This window comes from Thioclava sp. F42-5, from assembly GCF_002213195.1.
GTDB classification, from domain to species: domain Bacteria; phylum Pseudomonadota; class Alphaproteobacteria; order Rhodobacterales; family Rhodobacteraceae; genus Thioclava; species Thioclava nitratireducens.
Window position 1 is genome coordinate 105278 of sequence record NZ_NBNZ01000002.1, and the last position, 17457, is coordinate 122734.

Annotated in this window: 16 protein-coding genes; 7 read left to right on the top strand and 9 right to left on the bottom strand. The window is 64.6% G+C overall.

What is annotated here, in order from left to right:
• Positions 1–117 precede the first annotated feature (117 nt).
• The 3 genes from B6V74_RS05760 to B6V74_RS05770 all read right to left on the bottom strand — a co-directional run bounded on the left by B6V74_RS05760 (position 118) and on the right by B6V74_RS05770 (position 3331).
• Positions 118–450: a DUF6280 family protein gene (locus B6V74_RS05760; protein WP_075773874.1), complete on the bottom strand. Its 333-nt coding sequence runs from the start codon at positions 448–450 to the stop codon at positions 118–120.
• Positions 451–848: 398 nt separating this feature from the next.
• Entirely contained in the window at positions 849–1580 is a 732-nt protein-coding gene (locus tag B6V74_RS05765; protein WP_088722254.1) for a folate-binding protein YgfZ, read from the bottom strand.
• 50 nt (positions 1581–1630) lie between these two features.
• A complete protein-coding gene (locus B6V74_RS05770) occupies positions 1631–3331 on the bottom strand; it encodes an ABC transporter ATP-binding protein (RefSeq protein WP_088719486.1) in 1701 nt (566 codons plus the stop codon).
• 197 nt (positions 3332–3528) lie between these two features.
• Between B6V74_RS05770 and B6V74_RS05775 the strand changes: the two genes are divergently transcribed.
• Positions 3529–4740 (top strand): aminotransferase class V-fold PLP-dependent enzyme, encoded by a 1212-nt coding sequence (locus B6V74_RS05775; RefSeq protein ID WP_088722255.1) that lies wholly within the window; start codon positions 3529–3531, stop codon positions 4738–4740.
• Here B6V74_RS05775 and B6V74_RS05780 read toward each other — a convergent pair.
• Together B6V74_RS05780 and B6V74_RS05785 are read right to left on the bottom strand one after the other, a co-directional pair.
• Entirely contained in the window at positions 4731–4937 is a 207-nt protein-coding gene (locus tag B6V74_RS05780) for a hypothetical protein (RefSeq protein ID WP_075773878.1), read from the bottom strand. The two genes, B6V74_RS05775 and B6V74_RS05780, sit on opposite strands and share 10 nt — an antisense overlap.
• A 135-nt stretch (positions 4938–5072) precedes the next feature.
• On the bottom strand, positions 5073–6182 hold the full coding sequence (locus B6V74_RS05785; protein ID WP_075773879.1) for a pyridoxal phosphate-dependent aminotransferase: 1110 nt from the start codon (positions 6180–6182) through the stop codon (positions 5073–5075).
• 137 nt (positions 6183–6319) lie between these two features.
• Here B6V74_RS05785 and B6V74_RS05790 point away from each other — a divergent pair, with 137 nt between their 5' ends.
• Positions 6320–7615: an MFS transporter gene (locus tag B6V74_RS05790; protein WP_088722256.1), complete on the top strand. Its 1296-nt coding sequence runs from the start codon at positions 6320–6322 to the stop codon at positions 7613–7615.
• A gap of 91 nt (positions 7616–7706) precedes the next feature.
• On the opposite strand, the gene B6V74_RS05795 is transcribed toward B6V74_RS05790, so the two are convergent.
• Positions 7707–10826, bottom strand: a complete 3120-nt coding sequence (locus tag B6V74_RS05795; protein WP_088722257.1) for a valine--tRNA ligase — start codon at positions 10824–10826, stop codon at positions 7707–7709.
• Positions 10827–11014: 188 nt separating this feature from the next.
• Between B6V74_RS05795 and B6V74_RS05800 the strand changes: the two genes are divergently transcribed.
• A complete protein-coding gene (locus B6V74_RS05800) occupies positions 11015–12235 on the top strand; it encodes a DUF2235 domain-containing protein (protein WP_088722258.1) in 1221 nt (406 codons plus the stop codon).
• On the opposite strand, the gene B6V74_RS05805 is transcribed toward B6V74_RS05800, so the two are convergent.
• From B6V74_RS05805 to metF, 3 genes are all read right to left on the bottom strand, one after another.
• The gene (locus B6V74_RS05805) at positions 12137–12628 is read right to left on the bottom strand and encodes a PaaI family thioesterase (protein ID WP_075773883.1); all 492 of its coding nucleotides are present in this window, start codon (positions 12626–12628) and stop codon (positions 12137–12139) included. The genes B6V74_RS05800 and B6V74_RS05805 overlap by 99 nt on opposite strands.
• A 90-nt stretch (positions 12629–12718) precedes the next feature.
• Positions 12719–13051: a GYD domain-containing protein gene (locus B6V74_RS05810; protein WP_088722259.1), complete on the bottom strand. Its 333-nt coding sequence runs from the start codon at positions 13049–13051 to the stop codon at positions 12719–12721.
• Positions 13052–13273: 222 nt separating this feature from the next.
• Positions 13274–14140 carry a methylenetetrahydrofolate reductase [NAD(P)H] gene (metF, locus tag B6V74_RS05815; RefSeq protein ID WP_088722260.1) on the bottom strand — a complete coding sequence of 289 codons (867 nt, stop codon included), beginning with the start codon at positions 14138–14140 and terminating at the stop codon, positions 13274–13276.
• Between the two features lie 93 nt (positions 14141–14233).
• Between metF and B6V74_RS05820 the strand changes: the two genes are divergently transcribed.
• The 4 genes from B6V74_RS05820 to mscL all read left to right on the top strand — a co-directional run bounded on the left by B6V74_RS05820 (position 14234) and on the right by mscL (position 17391).
• Complete coding sequence (locus tag B6V74_RS05820; RefSeq protein ID WP_075773886.1) at positions 14234–15139, top strand: LysR family transcriptional regulator; 906 nt, start codon at positions 14234–14236, stop codon at positions 15137–15139.
• Positions 15140–15283: 144 nt separating this feature from the next.
• Positions 15284–16075 carry an inositol monophosphatase family protein gene (locus B6V74_RS05825; RefSeq protein WP_075773887.1) on the top strand — a complete coding sequence of 264 codons (792 nt, stop codon included), beginning with the start codon at positions 15284–15286 and terminating at the stop codon, positions 16073–16075.
• 156 nt (positions 16076–16231) lie between these two features.
• Positions 16232–16855 carry a hypothetical protein gene (locus tag B6V74_RS05830; RefSeq protein WP_146694523.1) on the top strand — a complete coding sequence of 208 codons (624 nt, stop codon included), beginning with the start codon at positions 16232–16234 and terminating at the stop codon, positions 16853–16855.
• A gap of 107 nt (positions 16856–16962) precedes the next feature.
• Positions 16963–17391: a large conductance mechanosensitive channel protein MscL gene (gene mscL / locus B6V74_RS05835; protein WP_075773889.1), complete on the top strand. Its 429-nt coding sequence runs from the start codon at positions 16963–16965 to the stop codon at positions 17389–17391.
• The last annotated feature ends 66 nt before the right edge of the window (positions 17392–17457 follow it).

The window sequence follows — 17457 nt, forward strand, 5'->3', positions numbered from 1 at the left end:
GCTTCAGCCCCGATTGCGGTAATCTCGGCGCAAAGCTGCCCTTGAAAATTCAAAACGGCGCGCCCAGAGGGACGCGCCGTTTTGGGTACTCAACTGTCGCCGTGGCGCCTGACAGGATCAGGCCGCTTCGGCCTCGTGCTCATCCGAGATCGCGGCGAGGCGGCGTTCGCTTTCTTCGCGCGACAGCGCGACCGACGTACGGACACCCTTGCCGACGAATTCCATCAAACCCCGGACGACGCGCTCGTTCGGATCGATGCCGGCGCAGGACAGAACTTCACGGCCATCGCGCGAGCGTGCCCAGCGGGCGATCTGCTCGGGGCCATTGCCGTATTTCTTGTCGTCTGCAATCGCATCGTCCAAGGCCGCGAGGACCACAGCGGCGAACAGTTTGCGGGCTCGTTGGCCCTGCTCGTAATTGAAGGCCGAGCCGTCAACGAAATCGCGCATTCTTCCGTCCTTTGTTATTGCTCTTGCGTTTCCTGGCGTGAGGGCCATCTAGGCCTTTCGGCCCCCGATTCGATATGGCTTGGGTCACATGGCAGCTATGCGCTTGACGCATAGCACCTTTGCCCGTTTCCAAAACCTGGTCCTTCGCGAAGGATCGCATTGAACGCGAATTAAGCGCGGGCGCCCGAAATTCAAGGGCTGTCATTCGCGAAGCGCGAAACCCGTATCGCATCAAGATCCGGTTAATATTCTGTAAACATTACAAGTTTACGGAATGGGCGCAGCGAAAAAACCTTTGGTGCCCCAGGTGCGGCCGATCGTCGTTTCCTCTGCGTCACGATGTTCCGCAAATCTCCGCCGTGGGGCTTGCGCTTTTCGAAACAGTTGATCCGCGGCGGTCATAAATAAGTGACCACGGCCTCGCCAGCCGACAACTCGCCATTGGCGCGCCCGAAGCGCAGATAGGCGATCGCGCGATCGCCCGAACGCGTGAAAAGACGCCCCACGCTGCGATCTTCGGAGGTAATCTCGGTACCCGGTTCCGCGGGCCCTTCGACACCTACGGTGACGAAGCCTTTGCGCAGCTCTGTTTTGTGCTTCATCCGCGCCGTGACCTCTTGCCCGACATAGCAGCCCTTGCGGAAATCGACGCCATTCAGCTGAGCGAACCCGGCTTCGAGGATGAAAGTGTCGGGGGTCAGTTCGATACCGGTCTCGGGGATGCAGTGCTCGACCCGGATCGCATCCCAATCGGTGCCGTCATCGCCCGCCTCGTCGCCGTAAAGCCGCCAGCCCATGTCGGGATGGCGTGGATCGGTTAGCGCGCCCTCGGGTGCCGGACCTGTGCCGCGGTAGACCTTGAGATCCGAGGGCGCGATCGCGACGTCGGCGCGGAGCTTGTACATGCCCAGTCGTTTGATCGTCGCCTCGGCGATGCTTTCGTCGATATCGATGACGATCGCGTCGCCTCGCGCAAGCAAGAAGAAATCGGCAAGGTATTTTCCCTGCGGCGTCAGCAGGGCGGTATAGACCAGCCCGTCTTTCACGTGGCGCACGTCGTTCGTCACCAGCCCTTGCAGGAAGTGCTCGCGATCCGTGCCAGTGATCTCGTAGAGAATGCGCTCGGCCATGGAGGTCTCCTTTCCCCGCCCATGTAGGCAGCCGGGGCGGGAATGCCAACTCAATCGAGAAGCTGCATCCGGCACAGCCCCGCATAGGGCCCGTTCTTGGCCAGCAGTTCGTCATGCGTGCCCTGTTCGACGACCTGACCTTCAACCACCACGACGATCTTGTCGGCGTTGCGCACGGTCGACAGGCGGTGGGCGATGACCAGCGTCGTGCGGCCCTCGCTGAGCTCCGAGAGCGCCTGCGCCACCTTTGCCTCGGAGACGGTGTCAAGCGCCGAGGTCGCCTCGTCGAGCAGCAGGATCGGCGCGTCGCGCAGCACGGCGCGCGCAATCGCGACCCTTTGCCGTTGTCCGCCCGAGAGCGCCGAGCCGCGCGGGCCTGCGCCGGTATTGATGCCGTTCTGCAGAAGGTCTGTGAACTCGGTCACGTGCGCGGCTTCGAGCGCGGTCTGGATATGGTCGGGATCGACCTCCTGCCGGCCGAGCAGGACGTTCTCGCGGATCGTCTCGTCGAAGAGAGCCGAGTCCTGCGACACGGTCGAGAAATGCTGGCGCAGTTCGGCAAGGCCGAGATCGCTCAGCGGCGTGCCGCCCAGAGTGATGCGTCCGCTATCGGGATCGACGAGCCGGGTCAGCAGGTTGAACACGGTGGTCTTGCCCGCGCCCGAAGGGCCGACGAGTGCGGTGGTCTGGCCGGGCTCCGCCACGAAGCTGAGGCCGCGCAGGACATGCTTGTCGCCGTAATGCAGATGTACGCCGTCGAACTCGATCCGCGTGGTCTCGGGCAGGGCGGCGGGGTGCGCGGGCGAGGTGATCGACGGTTCGGTATCGAACAGGCGATAGATCCGCTCGAGGCTCGCCGCCGCCGTCTGCCAAGAGCCCGCCGAATTCGCGAGGCGGCGAAGCGGCTGGAAGGCCAGCGCCATTGCGGTGAAGAAGGACATGAAATCGCCGACCGAACGCTCGCCCGCCATGATTTCCTGACCGCCGAGGATCAGTACCAAGAAGAAGCCAAGCCCGGTGATGATGTCGATCATCGCGGGCACCAGCCCCGAGATGAAGGTGGTCTTGATCTGCGCGATGCGGACCTCGTCCACCAGCCGCGCGAAGCGCCCCGCTTGATAGTCCTCGATCCCGTTGAGCTTCACCGCAGCGATACCGTGGAACACCTCGTCGAGCCGAGTCGCGCGGTCGGAGGAGCTTTCGCGCATCTGCCGGGTTTTGCGGCGAATGTAGCGCTGCGCCATCGCGACCGGCAGGATCAGAAGCGGCGCGCCGATCACGGCGCCCATGGTCCAGCCCGGATCGATGGCGACCGCAACGGCGAACAGCGAGATCAGCGAGACCGCATCGCGCCCGGTGCTGGAAATGAAGATCTTCCAGACGTTCTGCACTGCGCTCGTATCGCCTTGCACCCGTTCGATCAGCGCGCCGGGCGGATTGGCCTGGTAGAAGCGCTGGTCGAGCCGCAGCATGTGGCGGAACAGATCGGTCTGCATGTCGCTCGAGGTGCGAAGCGAGACGCTGGTCATCACCGTGCGCGAGGCCACCGAAGTCGTCGCCCGGACCACGAACAGCCCGAAGATCGCGGCGCCGACCCACCAGATCAACTCGCTCTCGCCCTGCACGAAGACCTTGTCGAAGAGCGGTTTGAGCATCCAGCTCAGTGCGCCCAGCGTTGAGCCTTCGATCATCAGAAGGACCATCGACACCCCGATCATCGGCCAGTGCTTGCGCAGATAATCGCGCCACATCCGGCCGGCGAGGTGTTTCGACGTGTAAGGGTTTGCAGTCTTGGCCACGAGGCACCATGCGATAGGCGCGCCTCTCGAGCGCGCGGTTAAGTCCGTGAATTACCGCGAGACGGGGCCTGCGTGCAAGCCGGGCGCGAGATTGACGCCGCACGCGGACGGCATTACCGATTATTCGTTGTGCCAGACGGAGATACCCGATGAGCCTTGCCCAAGGTCGCCCCTACCTCGCAATTCCCGGACCCTCGACGATGCCCGACCGCGTTTTGGCCGCGATGCATCGCCCGGCGCCCAACATCTATGAGGGCGAGATCGAGGAGATCTCGGTGCGGGTCGCGGCGAATCTGCGGCGGGTGGCAATGTCGTCGTCCCATGTCGCGATCTACATCGCCAACGGCCACGGTGCATGGGAGGCCTCGATCGCGAACGTCTTTTCGCGCGGGGATAAGGCGCTGAGCCTCGTGACAGGGCGCTTCGGCAATATCTGGGCGCGTAACGCGGCGACGATGGGCGTTCATGTGGAGCGGCTGGAATTCGGCCTGAAGGCGCCCGCCGATCCGGCCCGCGTCGAAGAGGCCCTGCGCGCCGACAAGGATCACGAGATCAAGGCCGTGCTGCTGACCCATGTCGATACCGCGACTTCCGTGGTCAACGACGTGGCGGCGATCCGTGCGGCGATCGACGCAGCGGGGCATCCGGCGCTGCTGATGGTCGATTGCATCGCCTCGCTCGCCTGCGACGAGTTCCGGATGGACGATTGGGGCGTCGATGTGATGGTCGCCGCTAGCCAGAAGGGGCTGATGGTGCCGCCGGGTCTGGGCTTTGTGTGGTTCTCCGACAAGGCGCTGGCGGCGAGCCGCGAGGCCGATATGGTCACGCCTTATTGGGACTGGCAGCCGCGCGCCTTCCCCGAGATGGTCTACCAGTATTTCGGAGGCACCGCCCCGACGCATCACCTCTTCGGCCTCGACGAGTCGCTCAAGATGATCCTCGAGGAAGAGGGGCTCACCCATGTCTGGGCGCGTCACGCGACGCTCGCCTCCGCCGTCTGGGCTGCTTTCGAGACCTGGGGGCAGGAAGGGGATATCGCGCTCAACATCGCCAACCCGGCCCATCGCGCCCATTCGGTGACGGCAGCGCGGATCGGCGCGGGCAATGCGCAGCGGCTGCGCAGCTGGTTGGAGCGCGAGGCGGGGGTGACGCTCGGCATCGGGCTCGGCATGGCCGAACCCGGCACGCCCGAGGCCAACGATTTCCTGCGGGTCGCCCATATGGGCCATGTGAACGCCCATATGACGCTGGGCGCGCTGGCGACGATGGAGGCCGGGATGCAGGCGCTGAAAATCCCGCACAACCCCGGCGGCATCGCCGCGGCGGCTGGTGCGATCGCGAAAGGCGCCGGTCAGGCCTGACCGTGACGCTCCAGCCAGTCGGTGAGCTGTTCGACCTCTTCCGAGGCTTCCCGCGAGACCTGCGGCGCCTCGGTGCGCGAGGACGACAGCCGCATCTCGCGGCTGGTCTGGGTGTTGCCTGCATAGGCGCCGAAGGCCAACGCGAAGGCCAGCGGGCTCAACATTGCGATACGGGCGTTGCGGATCTTGCGGCTCATGTGTCTGCTCCTGTTGTCGAGCAAAACATGGGCCCGGCCTCGAGTCGGCGCAATTCACCTTGCGGCGAGACGTGCTGACGCCGGTGCTTTTTTGCCGATTTGGTAGGCGGATTTGTGTCCGGGAGGGCGCGCAGATCAGCGCGCGCGGGCGGCTTTCAGCGCGTCAGGGAGGGCCGCGGCAAAGGCGTCGAGCTCGGCTTCGGGCCCGACCGAGACGCGGATGCAGCGGTTTTGCGGGGCGACGAAGGGCATCCGCACGAACACCGCGCGCGCGTCCAGTTCCTGCAGCACGGCCCGCGCGAAATCACCATCTTGTCCGCAGTCCACGGCGACGAAATTCGTGGCCGAGGGCAGGGTGCTCAGCCCGTTCTCGCGCGCGATCTCGTCGATCCGGTCGCGTGCGCCTGCCACGAGGAGACGCATGTAGGCCTGCCACGTCTTGTCCTGCAGCGCGGCCAGCGCGCCTGCCTGAGAGATGCGGCACATGCCGAAATGATTGCGAATCTTGTCGAAAGCCGCGATCAGGCCGGGGGCCGCAAGCGCATAGCCCACGCGCGCGCCCGCCAGACCATGGGCCTTCGAGAAGGTCCGCATCCGGATCACTCGGGGATCGTCGGCCGCGATGCGCGCCTCGGTCCCGTCGTCGGCGAATTCCACATAGGCCTCGTCCAGCACCATCAGCGTGCCATCCGGCACCGCGTCGATCATCGCCTCGATCGTCTCGCGCGGATGATGCGTGCCCATCGGGTTATCGGGATTGGCGATATAGACGAGCTTCGCGCCCACCTCGGCGGCCTTCGCGATCAGCGCATGCGGGTCTTCGTGATCCCCGGCATAGGGCACTTTGTGAAGCACCCCGCCGAAGCCCGCGACATGGTAGTTGAACGTCGGGTAGGCACCTTCCGAGGTGACAACGGGATCGCCCGGTTCGATCATCAGGCGGCACAGGTAGCCCAGAAGCCCGTCGATCCCTTCGCCGACCAGAACGTTCTCGACCGCGACATCGTGATGCGCGGCAATCGCCGTACGCAGATCGAAGCTCGTCGAGTCGCCGTATTTCCAGGCATCGCCTGCCGCAGCCGCCATCGCGGAAATCGCCCGCGGCGAGGGGCCAAAGCCGTTCTCGTTGGCTCCGAGCCGCGCAGTGAAGCGGCGACCGGCAAGGCGCTCGTGTTCCTCGGGCCCGACGAAGGGCACGGTGGCGGGAAGGCTGTCGATCAGGCGGGTGTAACGAGGTCCGGTCATGGCTACAGGCGTAAGCGCAAAGCGCGGATGCGGCAAGAGGCTGCGTCGATCGGTTCCTCGCGGCGGAACCGGGGACTGGGCCAAGCGCTTTTCCCTGCGTAATATCGTGAAATGACATAAGTTCGGGAAGCCAGCCGATGAGCGCCAGCGACACCTCTTTCTCCTCCTCCCTATTCGAAACGCTGACCGGCGATGCGCCGGGGAACGTGAAAGAGCTGAGCGACACCGCCGCCAAGCACGAACCCGGCAGTTTTTTGCGCCATGTCGGATCGCTGTCGATGACCAAGCTGGCAGACGGGCTTATCGACCCGAAGCTGGTGCTCAGCTGGCTCATGCAGGCGGTGGGCGCGCCCGCCGCTCTGGTCAGTTGGCTGGTGCCGGTGCGCGAGGCGGGCTCGCTATTGCCGCAGCTGTTCACCGCACCGCATGTCCGCAAGATGCCGCAGCGCAAATGGGCCTGGGCCGCCGGTAGCATGATCCAGGGGCTGGCGGCGGCGGCGATCGTGGTGATTGCGCTGACGATGCAGGGGATGGCCGCGGGGCTTGCGATGCTCGCCGCGCTGGGCGTGCTGGCCATTGCGCGCTCGCTGTCCTCGGTGAGCTACAAGGATGTGCTGGGCAAGACGGTCGACCGGACGCGGCGCGGCACGACGACCGGGATCGCGACGAGCGTCTCGGCCGCCGGGGTGATCCTGTTCGCGATCATCCTGATGACCGGCATGGTGGAGCGGATGAGCCTCGTGATCGGGGCGATCTCGCTGGCGGCCGTGCTGTGGGTCGCGGCGGCGGCGCTGTTCTCGACGCTGACGGAAGAAGACCAGCCGGGCGAAGACAAGGCCAGCATCGGCCTGTCCGAGCTGAGCCTGCTGTGGAAGGACGCCGATCTGGGCAAGTTCGTGTTCGCGCGGGTGCTGCTGCTGCCGACCGCGCTCGCGCCGCCCTATATCGTGCTGCTCGCGGCGCAGGCGGGCGATAACCGGTTCGGCGCCCTGGGGGCGATGGTGCTGGCCTCGGCGCTGGCCTCGCTGGTGAGCTCCTACATCTGGGGGCGGCTGGCGGATCGCTCTTCGCGCAAGGTGTTGATCTTCACCGGGCTGGTCGCCGCCGCGTTCCTGGCGCTTGCGGTGGGATTGAGTTGGTCGGGGCTGATGGGCACGATCTGGGCCTCGCCGGTGGCGCTGTTCGGGCTGATGATCGGCTATCAGGGGGTGCGGCTGGGCCGCTCGACCTACCTCGTGGATATGTCGCCCAAGGATGACCGCGCGGCCTATACGGCGGTGTCCAACACGACCGTGGGGGTGATGCTGCTGGCCTTCGGCGCGGCGAGTTCGGCGCTCGCGATGGCGGGGCCGGATATGGTGCTGATCGTCTATGCGGGGATCTGCGTGGTCGCCTCGGGCGTGGCGTTCACGATGAAGGAAGTGTCGGAGTAAGGTCTCCGCTCAGCTCACGGCGCGGGACGACCGGCCCCGGGGCCGCGCCCACCCGAGGGTCAGGCGCGGCCCTGATCGCTAAAGGCCTCGCTCAGCCCAGCTCGGCCAGACGCGCCACGGCCTGACGCACCTTCTCGGCCTCTTCCTCGGCGCGGGCGAGGTTTTCGCGGGTTTCCACGACCACGTCGGGATCGGCATTGGCGATGAATTTCGGATTGTTCAGACGGCCCTTCATGCCGCCGATTTCCTTCTCCATCTTGCCCAGAGCCTTCTCCAGACGCGCCTTCTCCTTGGCGATGTCGATCACGCCTTCCAGCGGCAGACCGAACAGCGCGCCCTGCGCTGGGATCGAGATCGCGCCTTTCGGGATCGGTCCCTCGGTGATGCTTTCGATGCGGGCCAGCTTGAAAATCAGCGCCTCGTTATTGGCGAGCGCTGCGCGCGCCGCGTCATCGGCCTCGGCCAGAACCATCGGCAGTTTCAGACCCACCGGCACGCCCATCTGGGTGCGCGACGACCGGATCGCCTCGATCAGTTCGATCACCCAGTTCATCTCGCGGTCGGCGGCCTCATCCACCAGATCGGCGGCTTTGTAATCCGGCCAGTCGGCATGGACGAGCATCTTCGCGCGGTCGCCCTGCGGCGCGGTCAGCTCCCACAGCTCTTCGGTGATGAAGGGCATGATCGGGTGCAGCAGCGTGTAGCACTGATCGAGCACCCAACGCATCGTGGCGCGGGTTTCCTCGGCATGCTCGCCATCGAACAGGGGCTTGGCGAATTCGACATACCAGTCGCAGACCTTGCCCCAGACAAAACCGTAAAGCCCCAGCGCCGCGTCGTTGAAGCGGTATGCGGCGAAGGCCTCGTCCACCTGCTCACGGATCTTCGCGGTCTCGCCGATGATCCAGCGGTTCACCGTATGCGTCGGCTGCGGGATCTCGGTCACGACCGGCCCTTCGAACACGCCGTTCATCTCGGCGAAGCGTGTCGCGTTCCAGATCTTCGTGCCGAAGTTGCGATAGCCCTTGATGCGCTCTTCCGAGAGCTTCAGCACGCCGCCCATCGCCGCCATCGCGGCATTGGTGAAGCGCAGCGCGTCCGCGCCGTAAGCATCGATGATCTCGAGCGGGTCGATCACGTTGCCCGTCGTCTTCGACATCTTCTTGCCCTTCTCGTCACGGACGAGCTGGTGCAGGTAGACGGTGTGGAAGGGCACCTGATCCATCACGGCCAGCTGCATCATCATCATCCGCGCCACCCAGAAGAACAGGATGTCGAAGCCGGTCACGAGGACATCGGTCGGGAAATACTTGCGCATCTCCTCGGTATCCTCGGGCCAGCCCAGCGTGCCGATCGGCCAGAGGCCCGACGAGAACCAGGTGTCGAGCACATCGGCATCGCGCCAGACCGGGTAGACGAGCTGCGTCGGGTCCTCGGTCATCTCGTATTGCGCGAGGCTCGCGGCGAGCACTTCGATCGCCTTGTGGCGATCTTCCACTTCAACGATGCGCGCCACGTTGAGCGGCGTCGGCAGCTCGGCATTCTGCGCCTTGAACCAGCCGATGACGCTCTCGAAGTCCGAGGCGCAGTGGTAGCGGTCGTCGCGATGGACCATCTTCGTCTCGACGAGCAGGCGGCCCATCTCCACGAGGTCGATCGTGCCATCGCCTTCGTCATCGCGGAAGTCGGGCGCTTCCATGTCCAGACCGTACCAGACCGGGATCTGGTGGCCCCACCAGAGCTGGCGCGAGATGCACCAGGGCTCGATGTTTTCCAGCCAGTGGAAATAGGTTTTCTCGCCCGCTTCGGGCATGATCACGGTGTCGCCGTTGCGCACCGCGTCGAGCGCCTTGCCGACGATCTGCTCGGCATCGACGAACCACTGATCGGTCAGCATCGGCTCGATCACCACTTTCGAGCGGTCACCGAAGGGCTGCATGATCGGCTTGTCTTCGACATACGGAACGGTGGTTTCGGTCTCAACGCCGTCTTCGTCGGTGACGGTCTTCGTGGTCGTCACCGCGAGGCCTTCCTCGGTGATCTGACGGATCACGGCTTCGCGCGCCTCGAACCGGTCGAGACCGCGCAGCTCCTCGGGCACGAGGTTGAGCGCGTCGATCTCTGCCTCGGTGAAATCCGCGCCGCGGGAGATCTCCATCGCGCGGGCCGCGCATTCCTCGTAGGACAGCCCGTCGGCGCGCATCGCGCCCTTGGTGTCCATGAGGCGATACATCGGGATGCCGCCGCGTTTGGCGACCATGTAGTCGTTGAAGTCATGCGCGCCGGTGATCTTCACCGCGCCCGAGCCGAATTCGGGATCGGGATATTGATCGGTGATGATCGGGATCAGGCGGCGATGCTCTTTCGGGCCCACCGGGATTTCGCAGAGCTTGCCGACGATCGGCGCGTAACGCTCATCGGACGGGTGCACCGCGACAGCGCCGTCGCCCAGCATCGTCTCGGGGCGGGTCGTCGCGATCGAGATGTAGTCGCGCTCTTCCGTGAAGACGACGTTCCCCTCTTCGTCCTTCTCGACATAGGTATAGGTCTCGCCGCCCGCGAGCGGGTATTTGAAGTGCCACATGTGACCGGCGACTTCGATATTCTCGACCTCGAGATCGGAGATCGCGGTCTCGAAATGGGGATCCCAGTTCACCAGCCGCTTGCCGCGATAGATCAGGCCCTTCTCGTACATGTCGACGAAGACCTTGATCACGGCGTCATGGAAGTTACCCTCGTTGCCTTCCGGCGCGCCGGGAGCCCCCGACATGGTGAAGGCGTTGCGCGACCAATCGCAGCTCGAGCCCAGACGCTTGAGCTGGTTGATGATGGTCGAGCCGTATTCGCCTTTCCACTCCCAGACCTTCCCGAGGAATTTCTCACGGCCGAGTTCGATGCGCTTGGGCTGACCTGTCTTGGCCAGTTCCTTCTCGACCATCAGCTGGGTCGCGATACCCGCATGGTCCTGTCCCGGCTGCCAGAGCGTGTCGAAGCCGCGCATCCGGTGCCAGCGCACGAGGATATCCTGCACGGTGTTGTTGAAGGCGTGGCCCACATGCAGCGCGCCCGTCACGTTGGGCGGCGGGATCATCACGCAGAAGGTCTCGTCGCGCGACGCGTTGGCCCCGGCCTTGAAGGCTCCGGCCTCTTCCCATTTCGCGTAGATCCGCGGCTCGGCGCTCGCGGCATCGAAAGTCTTGTCCATCGTCATGTCAGGCATCCTTGGCTCGGCTTGAGGGCTGTTTAGCCCGCGCAGGCGACAAGGAAAACCCCGTGCGCGCGGTCCGAAAAAGCGCGGTGGGCACGATCGGGTCAACAAACTGCCGCGATTACCCCTGAAGATAAGTGAAACTTATCCTACATTGGATAGTATAAGCCCAACTTATGTGGAGCGCTGATATGCGCGGTCTCTTCGAGCGTGTGATCTCTGCCCTGCGCCGCCGCAGCCCGGAACGGGCCGAGGCGCGCTCGGCGGCAGGCGCGGGCCGTGGTCCGGTCGATCATGTCGTGTTGCTCGACGGGACGCTCGGCTCGCTGCGCGCCGACCGGCTGACCTCAATCGGGCTGATCTACCGCTTCCTGCGCCGGGCGGCGCCGAAAGTCTCGGTCTATTACGGGCGCGGCCTGCGCTGGCGCGATTGGCACGACATGTCGGATGTCTGGTTCGGCTGGGGCGTGAATCAGCAGATCTCCCGCGCCTATGGCTGGCTCGCGATGCGCTACCGCCCGGGCGACCGCATCTTCCTGATCGGCTATTCCCGGGGCGGCTTCGCTGCGCGCTCGCTGGCGGGGATGATCGGGCGGATCGGTCTGTTGCGCCCGGAGCATGCGATCGAACGCAACACGCGGCTTGCATGGCGCCACTACGAGGAAGAGACGCCCGCGGACGTCCTGCAAAGCTTCCGCAACAGCCTGTGCCACGAGAATGTCGAGATCGAGATGGTCGGCGCCTTTGATACGGTTCAGGCGCTGGGCATTCGCGTGCCGTTCTTCTGGATCGTCAACGAGGAGCGCGTGCGCTTTCACGACCACCACCTGAGCGACCATGTGCACCACGGGTTTCAGGCGCTCGCGCTCGACGAGCGGCGCTCTGTGCTGGAACCGCTGGTGTGGGAAAGCGACGAGGGCGCTTCCGACGCCGATTCTTCCGCCACCCGGATCGAGCAGCGCTGGTTTCGCGGCGCCCATGGCGATATCGGCGGAATGCTCGGGCATTTCGCGGATGCGCGCCCGCTCGCCAATATTCCGCTCGTGTGGATGCTGGAGCGGGCGGAATCGCTGGGTCTGAGCCTGCCGCCCGGTTGGCAGGCGGAGTTCCCGCGCGATCCGAATGCGCCCTCGGTCGGCACCTGGACTGGCTGGGGCAAGCTGTTCTGGCTGCGCGCGCCGCGCGTCGTGGGGCGCGACCCCTCTGAAGGGCTGCATGAGAGCGTGGTCTTGCCCGAAGGCTCGCGCGCGATTTTCAGGCCGCGCATCCTGCGTCCCGAAATCCGTCGTCTCGCGCGCCGGTCCGAGCCTGTCTCAGAGGTCAGGCGTCATGACGAAACAGGTGGCGGTGCCGGTCGCGTAGAGGCGTCCATCCTCGGCGCCCCGGATCTCACCCCGCGCGACGCCGGTTGACCGGCCGATGTGATCGAGCTGTCCCACGCCGATCACCTCGGTGCCGGGCTTGATCGCGCGGATCAGGTTCACCTTGAATTCGAGCGTGGTCTGCGTCTGCCCCTTCTTCAGTCCGGTGATCACCGAGCAGGTCATCACCGTATCTAGCATCATCGCATACCAGCCGCCGTGAATGCCGCCATAGCCGTTGGTCTGCGGATGGCCCGGCGTCCCGCGGCAGACGACGCGGCCTTCCTCGGCCTCGGTGATCCGATAGGCCATCAGCTTCTGCACGGTGGGCGAGGGAACGTCGCCCGTCACCATCTTGCGAACGTAGTCGAGCCCCGACATCGAAAGCACCTCCTCGAGCGGGAGGAAATCTTCGGGGCCTTCGGCGAAATATTGGTCGGGCATCTTCGGGTCCTTTTCCGGGTCGGCACTAAGCTATCGTCGCCGAGCGGAAAGGAAAGGGGAGGTAGGTGTCGACCTGCGACCGAAGTGGCCTTAACTGCCCGGCGGCACGAAGTTCGAACGGATGCCGGCCGCAGCCTTCTGCATCTCCTTGAAGTCGGCGGTCGTGAAGGCCTCCTGCGTCTGCACCTTCGACAATGACCCCGAGCCAGCGGCGGCCATGATCGCCGGCAGCACCTTCTTCATGTCGTCGCCCGTGGCGATGATCAAAAAGTCACTCGGACCGGTGGTTATGTAGTAGCTTTCCAGTTTCCCCCCAGCCGCCTTTATCAACGCGTCGATGGTCTCCCATCGGTCCGTCGGGCTGTCCATGAAGCCCTTTATGGCCTGAGGAGAGAAGCTCCCCGTGATCACGAAACGTCCCATGTGTTACCTCCCTAGAACGGACGCCAGTCATCGGCGCGATCTCGTCGGCAGATTTGAACTGGTTTCCGCTGGGTAAACATTATCACGACCGGCGCGATTTCCTGAGCGTCTTCTCGGCGGTGGTGTGGGCGTTGCGACAAGCGTCAGACGCGTGACGCATCACGACCAAAAAAGAAAAGGGGCCCAGCCGGGCCCCTTCGTTCAATCCATTTGAGTGCCCTTTCAGGCCACTTTCTCCAGCACCGTATCGGGCGTCACACCCAGCGCGTGGCAGACGTCGCGGGTCAGGCCGGGCCGGTTGAGCGTGTAGAAATGCAGGTCTTCCACGCCGCCCTCGATCAGCTTGTCGCACAGCTCGGTGCACAGCGCGGTCGCCAGAAGATGCTCGCGCCCGTCGCGGATCGCGGCCTCGAAGGCTTCCTCGACCCAGGCGGGGATGGAGGTGCCGCAGCTTTGCGCGAATTTCTTGGCGCCCTTCCACGACTGGATCGGCAGGATGCCGGGGATGATCTTCGCGTCGATCCCTTCGCGCTCACAGGCGTCGCGGAAGCGGAAGAAGGTCTCGGGCTCGAAGAAGAACTGGGTGATCGCCGAGGTCGCACCCGCCTCGACCTTGCGCTTGAGCCAGCGCACATCGGCCATATTGTCGGCGGCGTCCGGATGCGGCTCGGGATAGGCGCCGGCGCGGATCGTGAAGCGGCCATCCTCGGCCAGCGCCTCGATCAGTTCGACCGAAGAGGCGAAGCCCTCGGGATGCGTCGTGAAATGCTTGGCACCCTGCGGCGGGTCGCCCCGCAGCGCCACGATCTCGGTCACGCCGACCTCGGCATAGGCGTCCACGATTTCCATAGTCTCAGCCTTGGTCGCTTCCACGCAGGTCAGGTGGGCGGCGACATTGAGGCCGTAATTCTTGTGGATGGTCCCCACCGCCTCGTGGGTCAGCTTGCGCGTCGTGCCGCCCGCGCCATAGGTCACGGAGGTGAACTCGGGTTTGAGCGGTGCCAGAACCTGCGCGGTTTCCCACAGCCGGAACGACGCATCGAGCGTCTTCGGCGGGAAAAATTCGAAACTGACCTTGGGCGTCGTCATGGGATTTTGTCCTTTCGTTCGCTCTCTTGTGCCAGATCGGGCTTTGTGAGACAAACTCATAATCCTCAAAATGGTTATGAGTGTAACAGCAAGATGCATCTCGAGTTCCGTCACCTGCGCACAATCAAGGCGATTCACGATGCCGGAGGGCTCGCGAAGGCAGCGGACGTTCTGCACATAACACAATCGGCGCTGTCGCACCAAATCAAAGGGCTCGAGGACCAGACCGGGGTGGAGCTGTTCGTGCGCCGCTCGAAGCCGCTGAAGCTCTCGGCGGCGGGGCAGAAGCTGTTGCGGCTGGCCGAACGCATCCTGCCCGAGATCGCGGCAACCGAGGCCGAGTTCGACGCGCTGCGGTCGGGGCGGGCGGGCCGTCTGCATATTGCGATCGAGTGCCACGCCTGTTTCGACTGGCTGTTTCCGGTGCTGGAGCGTTTCCGCCATGCCTGGCCCGATATCGACGTTGATATCCGGCCCGGTCTGGCTTTCAACGCGCTTCCCGCGCTGAGCCGCGAAGAGGTCGATCTGGTGATATCGTCGGATCCGGAAAAGATCGACGGCGTCACCTTCAATCCGCTTTTCGACTACGCGCCGACCTTCATCGCCGCCGCGAATTCACCGCTGGCGGCGAAGCCATATATCGAGGCGCAGGACTTCGCGGATCAGACGCTGATCACCTATCCGATCGACCGCGGTCGCTCGGACATCTTCACCCAGCTGCTCACGCCCGCACGGGTGGAGCCGAAAGCCGTGCGACAGGTGGAGCTGACGGCGGTGATCCTGATGCTGGTCGCCTCGAATCGCGGCGTGGCGGTGCTGCCCGACTGGGTGCTGCGCGAGGTGAAGTACCAGCCTGACTACATCACCAAACCTGTGACCGAACACGGGCTGACCAAGCGCCTTTACGCCGCGACGCGGTCCGAGGATGCCACCCAGCCCTTCATGGCGCATTTCCTGCGGCTTGCACGCACCGAGCCGGTGAAGCTTCAGCGTGCCTGATCCATCGGGCTTGTCCGAATATCCCGGGGGCTCGCGCAGCGAGCGGGGCAGAGCCCCTCCTCAGTTTGCCTCACGTGCCAAAGCTCTTGGATTTTCCGCGCAACCCCTGTAAGGCGACCGCTTGAAACGCGAAGGAGCCCAGAGATGCAAGGCAGCGCAAACCTCAACCTGATGATCAAGGCCGCCCGCAAGGCAGGCCGCTCGCTCGTCAAGGATTTCCGCGAGGTCGAGAACCTTCAGGTCTCCTCGAAGGGTCCGGGCGATTTCGTCTCGAAGGCCGATCGCGAAGCCGAGAAGATCATCAAGGACGAGCTGCGCGGCGCGCGCCCTTCCTATGGCTGGCTTGGCGAGGAGACCGGTGAAGAGGCGGGCGATGACCCGACCCGCCGCTGGATCGTCGACCCGCTCGACGGCACCACGAACTTCCTGCACGGCCTGCCGCATTGGGCGATCTCGATCGCGCTGGAGCATAAGGGCGAAATCATCGCGGCCGTGGTGTTTGACGCCGCGAAAGACGAGATGTATTTCGCCGAGAAGGGCCTCGGCGCCTACATGAACGACACGCGTCTGCGGGTCTCTGGCCGTCACAAGATGATCGAATCGATCTTCGCGACGGGCGTGCCCTTCGGCGGCAAGTCGACCCTTCCGGCGACGCTGCAGGACCTTGCGAAGCTGATGCCGCAATGCGCGGGCGTTCGTCGCTGGGGCGCGGCCTCGCTCGACCTCGCCTATGTCGCGGCGGGCCGCTACGAGGGCTATTGGGAGCGCGGGCTCAACGCCTGGGACATGGCCGCGGGCATTCTTCTCGTGAAAGAAGCGGGCGGTTTCGTGGAAGCAGTGCGCGAGGGGCGCGACGTTCTCGAATCGGGTTCGGTGATCGCGTCGAATGCTGAAATGTTCCCGGCTCTCACCAAGGCGCTTCGGTCAAACGACTGAGAAATCTCTGAAAATTCGATGAGGCGGCGAAAGGTGAGCGAAAGTTCACCTTTCGTTCATTCCGTTGTGCCAGCCTGAAGCGGTTACCAGAAAGGGGATGCCGCCATGGTTGGACAGGAATTCGGGTCCGCGTCACTCGCGCTTGAACAGCGCGCATTGACTGCGCTGCACGGGCCGGGCGATTGCGCGGTCGAACGCGCGTTGGAGGAGTTACGGCAGGCGGTGTCCGATCTCGCCTTCGCCGAGGTCGCCGAGTTGATCGCGCGGCATCGGGTCGCCTGCCTGGACGAGATGATTTCGGGCTGCCTCGACGATGCCGAAACGGCGGAGGCGGACACTGCGGCGGCGCTGCGCACGGCCGCCGAGGGGCTTCAGGAGGAGCGGGCGACCGTGGCAGAGACCATGCCGCTGGAGCTTGCCCTGCGCGCCGACCAACGCGACGCGGCCTGCGATCGCATCCGTGCTGCGCAGCGGCGTCTGCGCAATATCTCACAAATGCCCCAGCATTTCGGTTGTGCCTGCGGCTTTGACTGTCCCTCTGAGGGCGACGGGGCGGGACCCTGCTCGGGGGTGGCCGAGCGAATTCAGCAGGCGCTTCGCTGTGATGCAGACGCCATCGCCGACATCGCCAGGCAGGAAGCGCGCGCAAGGCTCAGCGACCGTTTCGCGGCCTTGCCGGTCGCCGCGCCTCTCTCGTCCCGTTCCGGCGGCGACACGGTGTCCACGGCGGCGCAGGTCGCCCGCCGCCTTGTCGAGGATGCACGCCGAAGGTTGTGCTAAAGCGAAACCGGCAAGCCTGCCTTGCGCTCGCTGCTTGAGGCTATGCAGACGCAAAGATCGTGATAGCCTGTCGTCGCGCAGAACGCGCATCGCAATGAGGGGCTGGAATGATTCAGGAATTCAAGGATTTCATCGCCAAGGGCAATGTCATGGACATGGCGGTGGGCATCATCATCGGCGCGGCCTTCACCGCCATCGTGACCTCGCTGGTCGGCGACATCATCAACCCGATCATCGGTCTGTTCACCGGAGGCGTTGATTTCACGAATAACTACGCCGTGCTCTCCGGCGAGGTTCCCACCGGGGCGAGCCTTGAAGAGGCGCGCAAGGCGGGTGCCTCGGTCTTCGCCTATGGCGCGTTCCTGATGGCGGTGATCAATTTCTTCATCATCGCCTTCGTGGTCTTCATGCTGGTGAAGATGGTCAACCGCATCAAGGCTGCGGCGGAGAAGCCGGACGATGTCGCGCCCGAGGTGCATACCGGTCCGAGCCAGCTCGACGTGTTGCTCGAAATTCGCGACGCACTTCGGAAGTGACGGCGCGGCGCGCAGCGCCGCCTGAAGATAGAAGAACGGCCCGGGGCAAAGCGCCGGGCCGTCCTC

Excerpts from the sequence above, each read along its gene's own strand:
- B6V74_RS05760 (WP_075773874.1), bottom strand. The coding sequence starts at position 450 with ATGCGCGATTTCGTTGACGGCTCGGCCTTCAATTACGAGCAGGGCCAA.
- B6V74_RS05805 (WP_075773883.1), bottom strand. The coding sequence starts at position 12,628 with ATGCCCGACCAATATTTCGCCGAAGGCCCCGAAGATTTCCTCCCGCTC.
- B6V74_RS05825 (WP_075773887.1), top strand. The coding sequence starts at position 15,284 with ATGCAAGGCAGCGCAAACCTCAACCTGATGATCAAGGCCGCCCGCAAG.
- B6V74_RS05810 (WP_088722259.1), bottom strand. The coding sequence starts at position 13,051 with ATGGGACGTTTCGTGATCACGGGGAGCTTCTCTCCTCAGGCCATAAAG.
- mscL (WP_075773889.1), top strand. The coding sequence starts at position 16,963 with ATGATTCAGGAATTCAAGGATTTCATCGCCAAGGGCAATGTCATGGAC.
- B6V74_RS05800 (WP_088722258.1), top strand. The coding sequence starts at position 11,015 with ATGCGCGGTCTCTTCGAGCGTGTGATCTCTGCCCTGCGCCGCCGCAGC.
- B6V74_RS05820 (WP_075773886.1), top strand. The coding sequence starts at position 14,234 with ATGCATCTCGAGTTCCGTCACCTGCGCACAATCAAGGCGATTCACGAT.
- B6V74_RS05785 (WP_075773879.1), bottom strand. The coding sequence starts at position 6,182 with ATGACCGGACCTCGTTACACCCGCCTGATCGACAGCCTTCCCGCCACC.
- B6V74_RS05780 (WP_075773878.1), bottom strand. The coding sequence starts at position 4,937 with ATGAGCCGCAAGATCCGCAACGCCCGTATCGCAATGTTGAGCCCGCTG.
- B6V74_RS05765 (WP_088722254.1), bottom strand. The coding sequence starts at position 1,580 with ATGGCCGAGCGCATTCTCTACGAGATCACTGGCACGGATCGCGAGCAC.
- B6V74_RS05775 (WP_088722255.1), top strand. The coding sequence starts at position 3,529 with ATGAGCCTTGCCCAAGGTCGCCCCTACCTCGCAATTCCCGGACCCTCG.
- B6V74_RS05790 (WP_088722256.1), top strand. The coding sequence starts at position 6,320 with ATGAGCGCCAGCGACACCTCTTTCTCCTCCTCCCTATTCGAAACGCTG.
- B6V74_RS05770 (WP_088719486.1), bottom strand. The coding sequence starts at position 3,331 with ATGTGGCGCGATTATCTGCGCAAGCACTGGCCGATGATCGGGGTGTCG.
- B6V74_RS05795 (WP_088722257.1), bottom strand. The coding sequence starts at position 10,826 with ATGACGATGGACAAGACTTTCGATGCCGCGAGCGCCGAGCCGCGGATC.
- metF (WP_088722260.1), bottom strand. The coding sequence starts at position 14,140 with ATGACGACGCCCAAGGTCAGTTTCGAATTTTTCCCGCCGAAGACGCTC.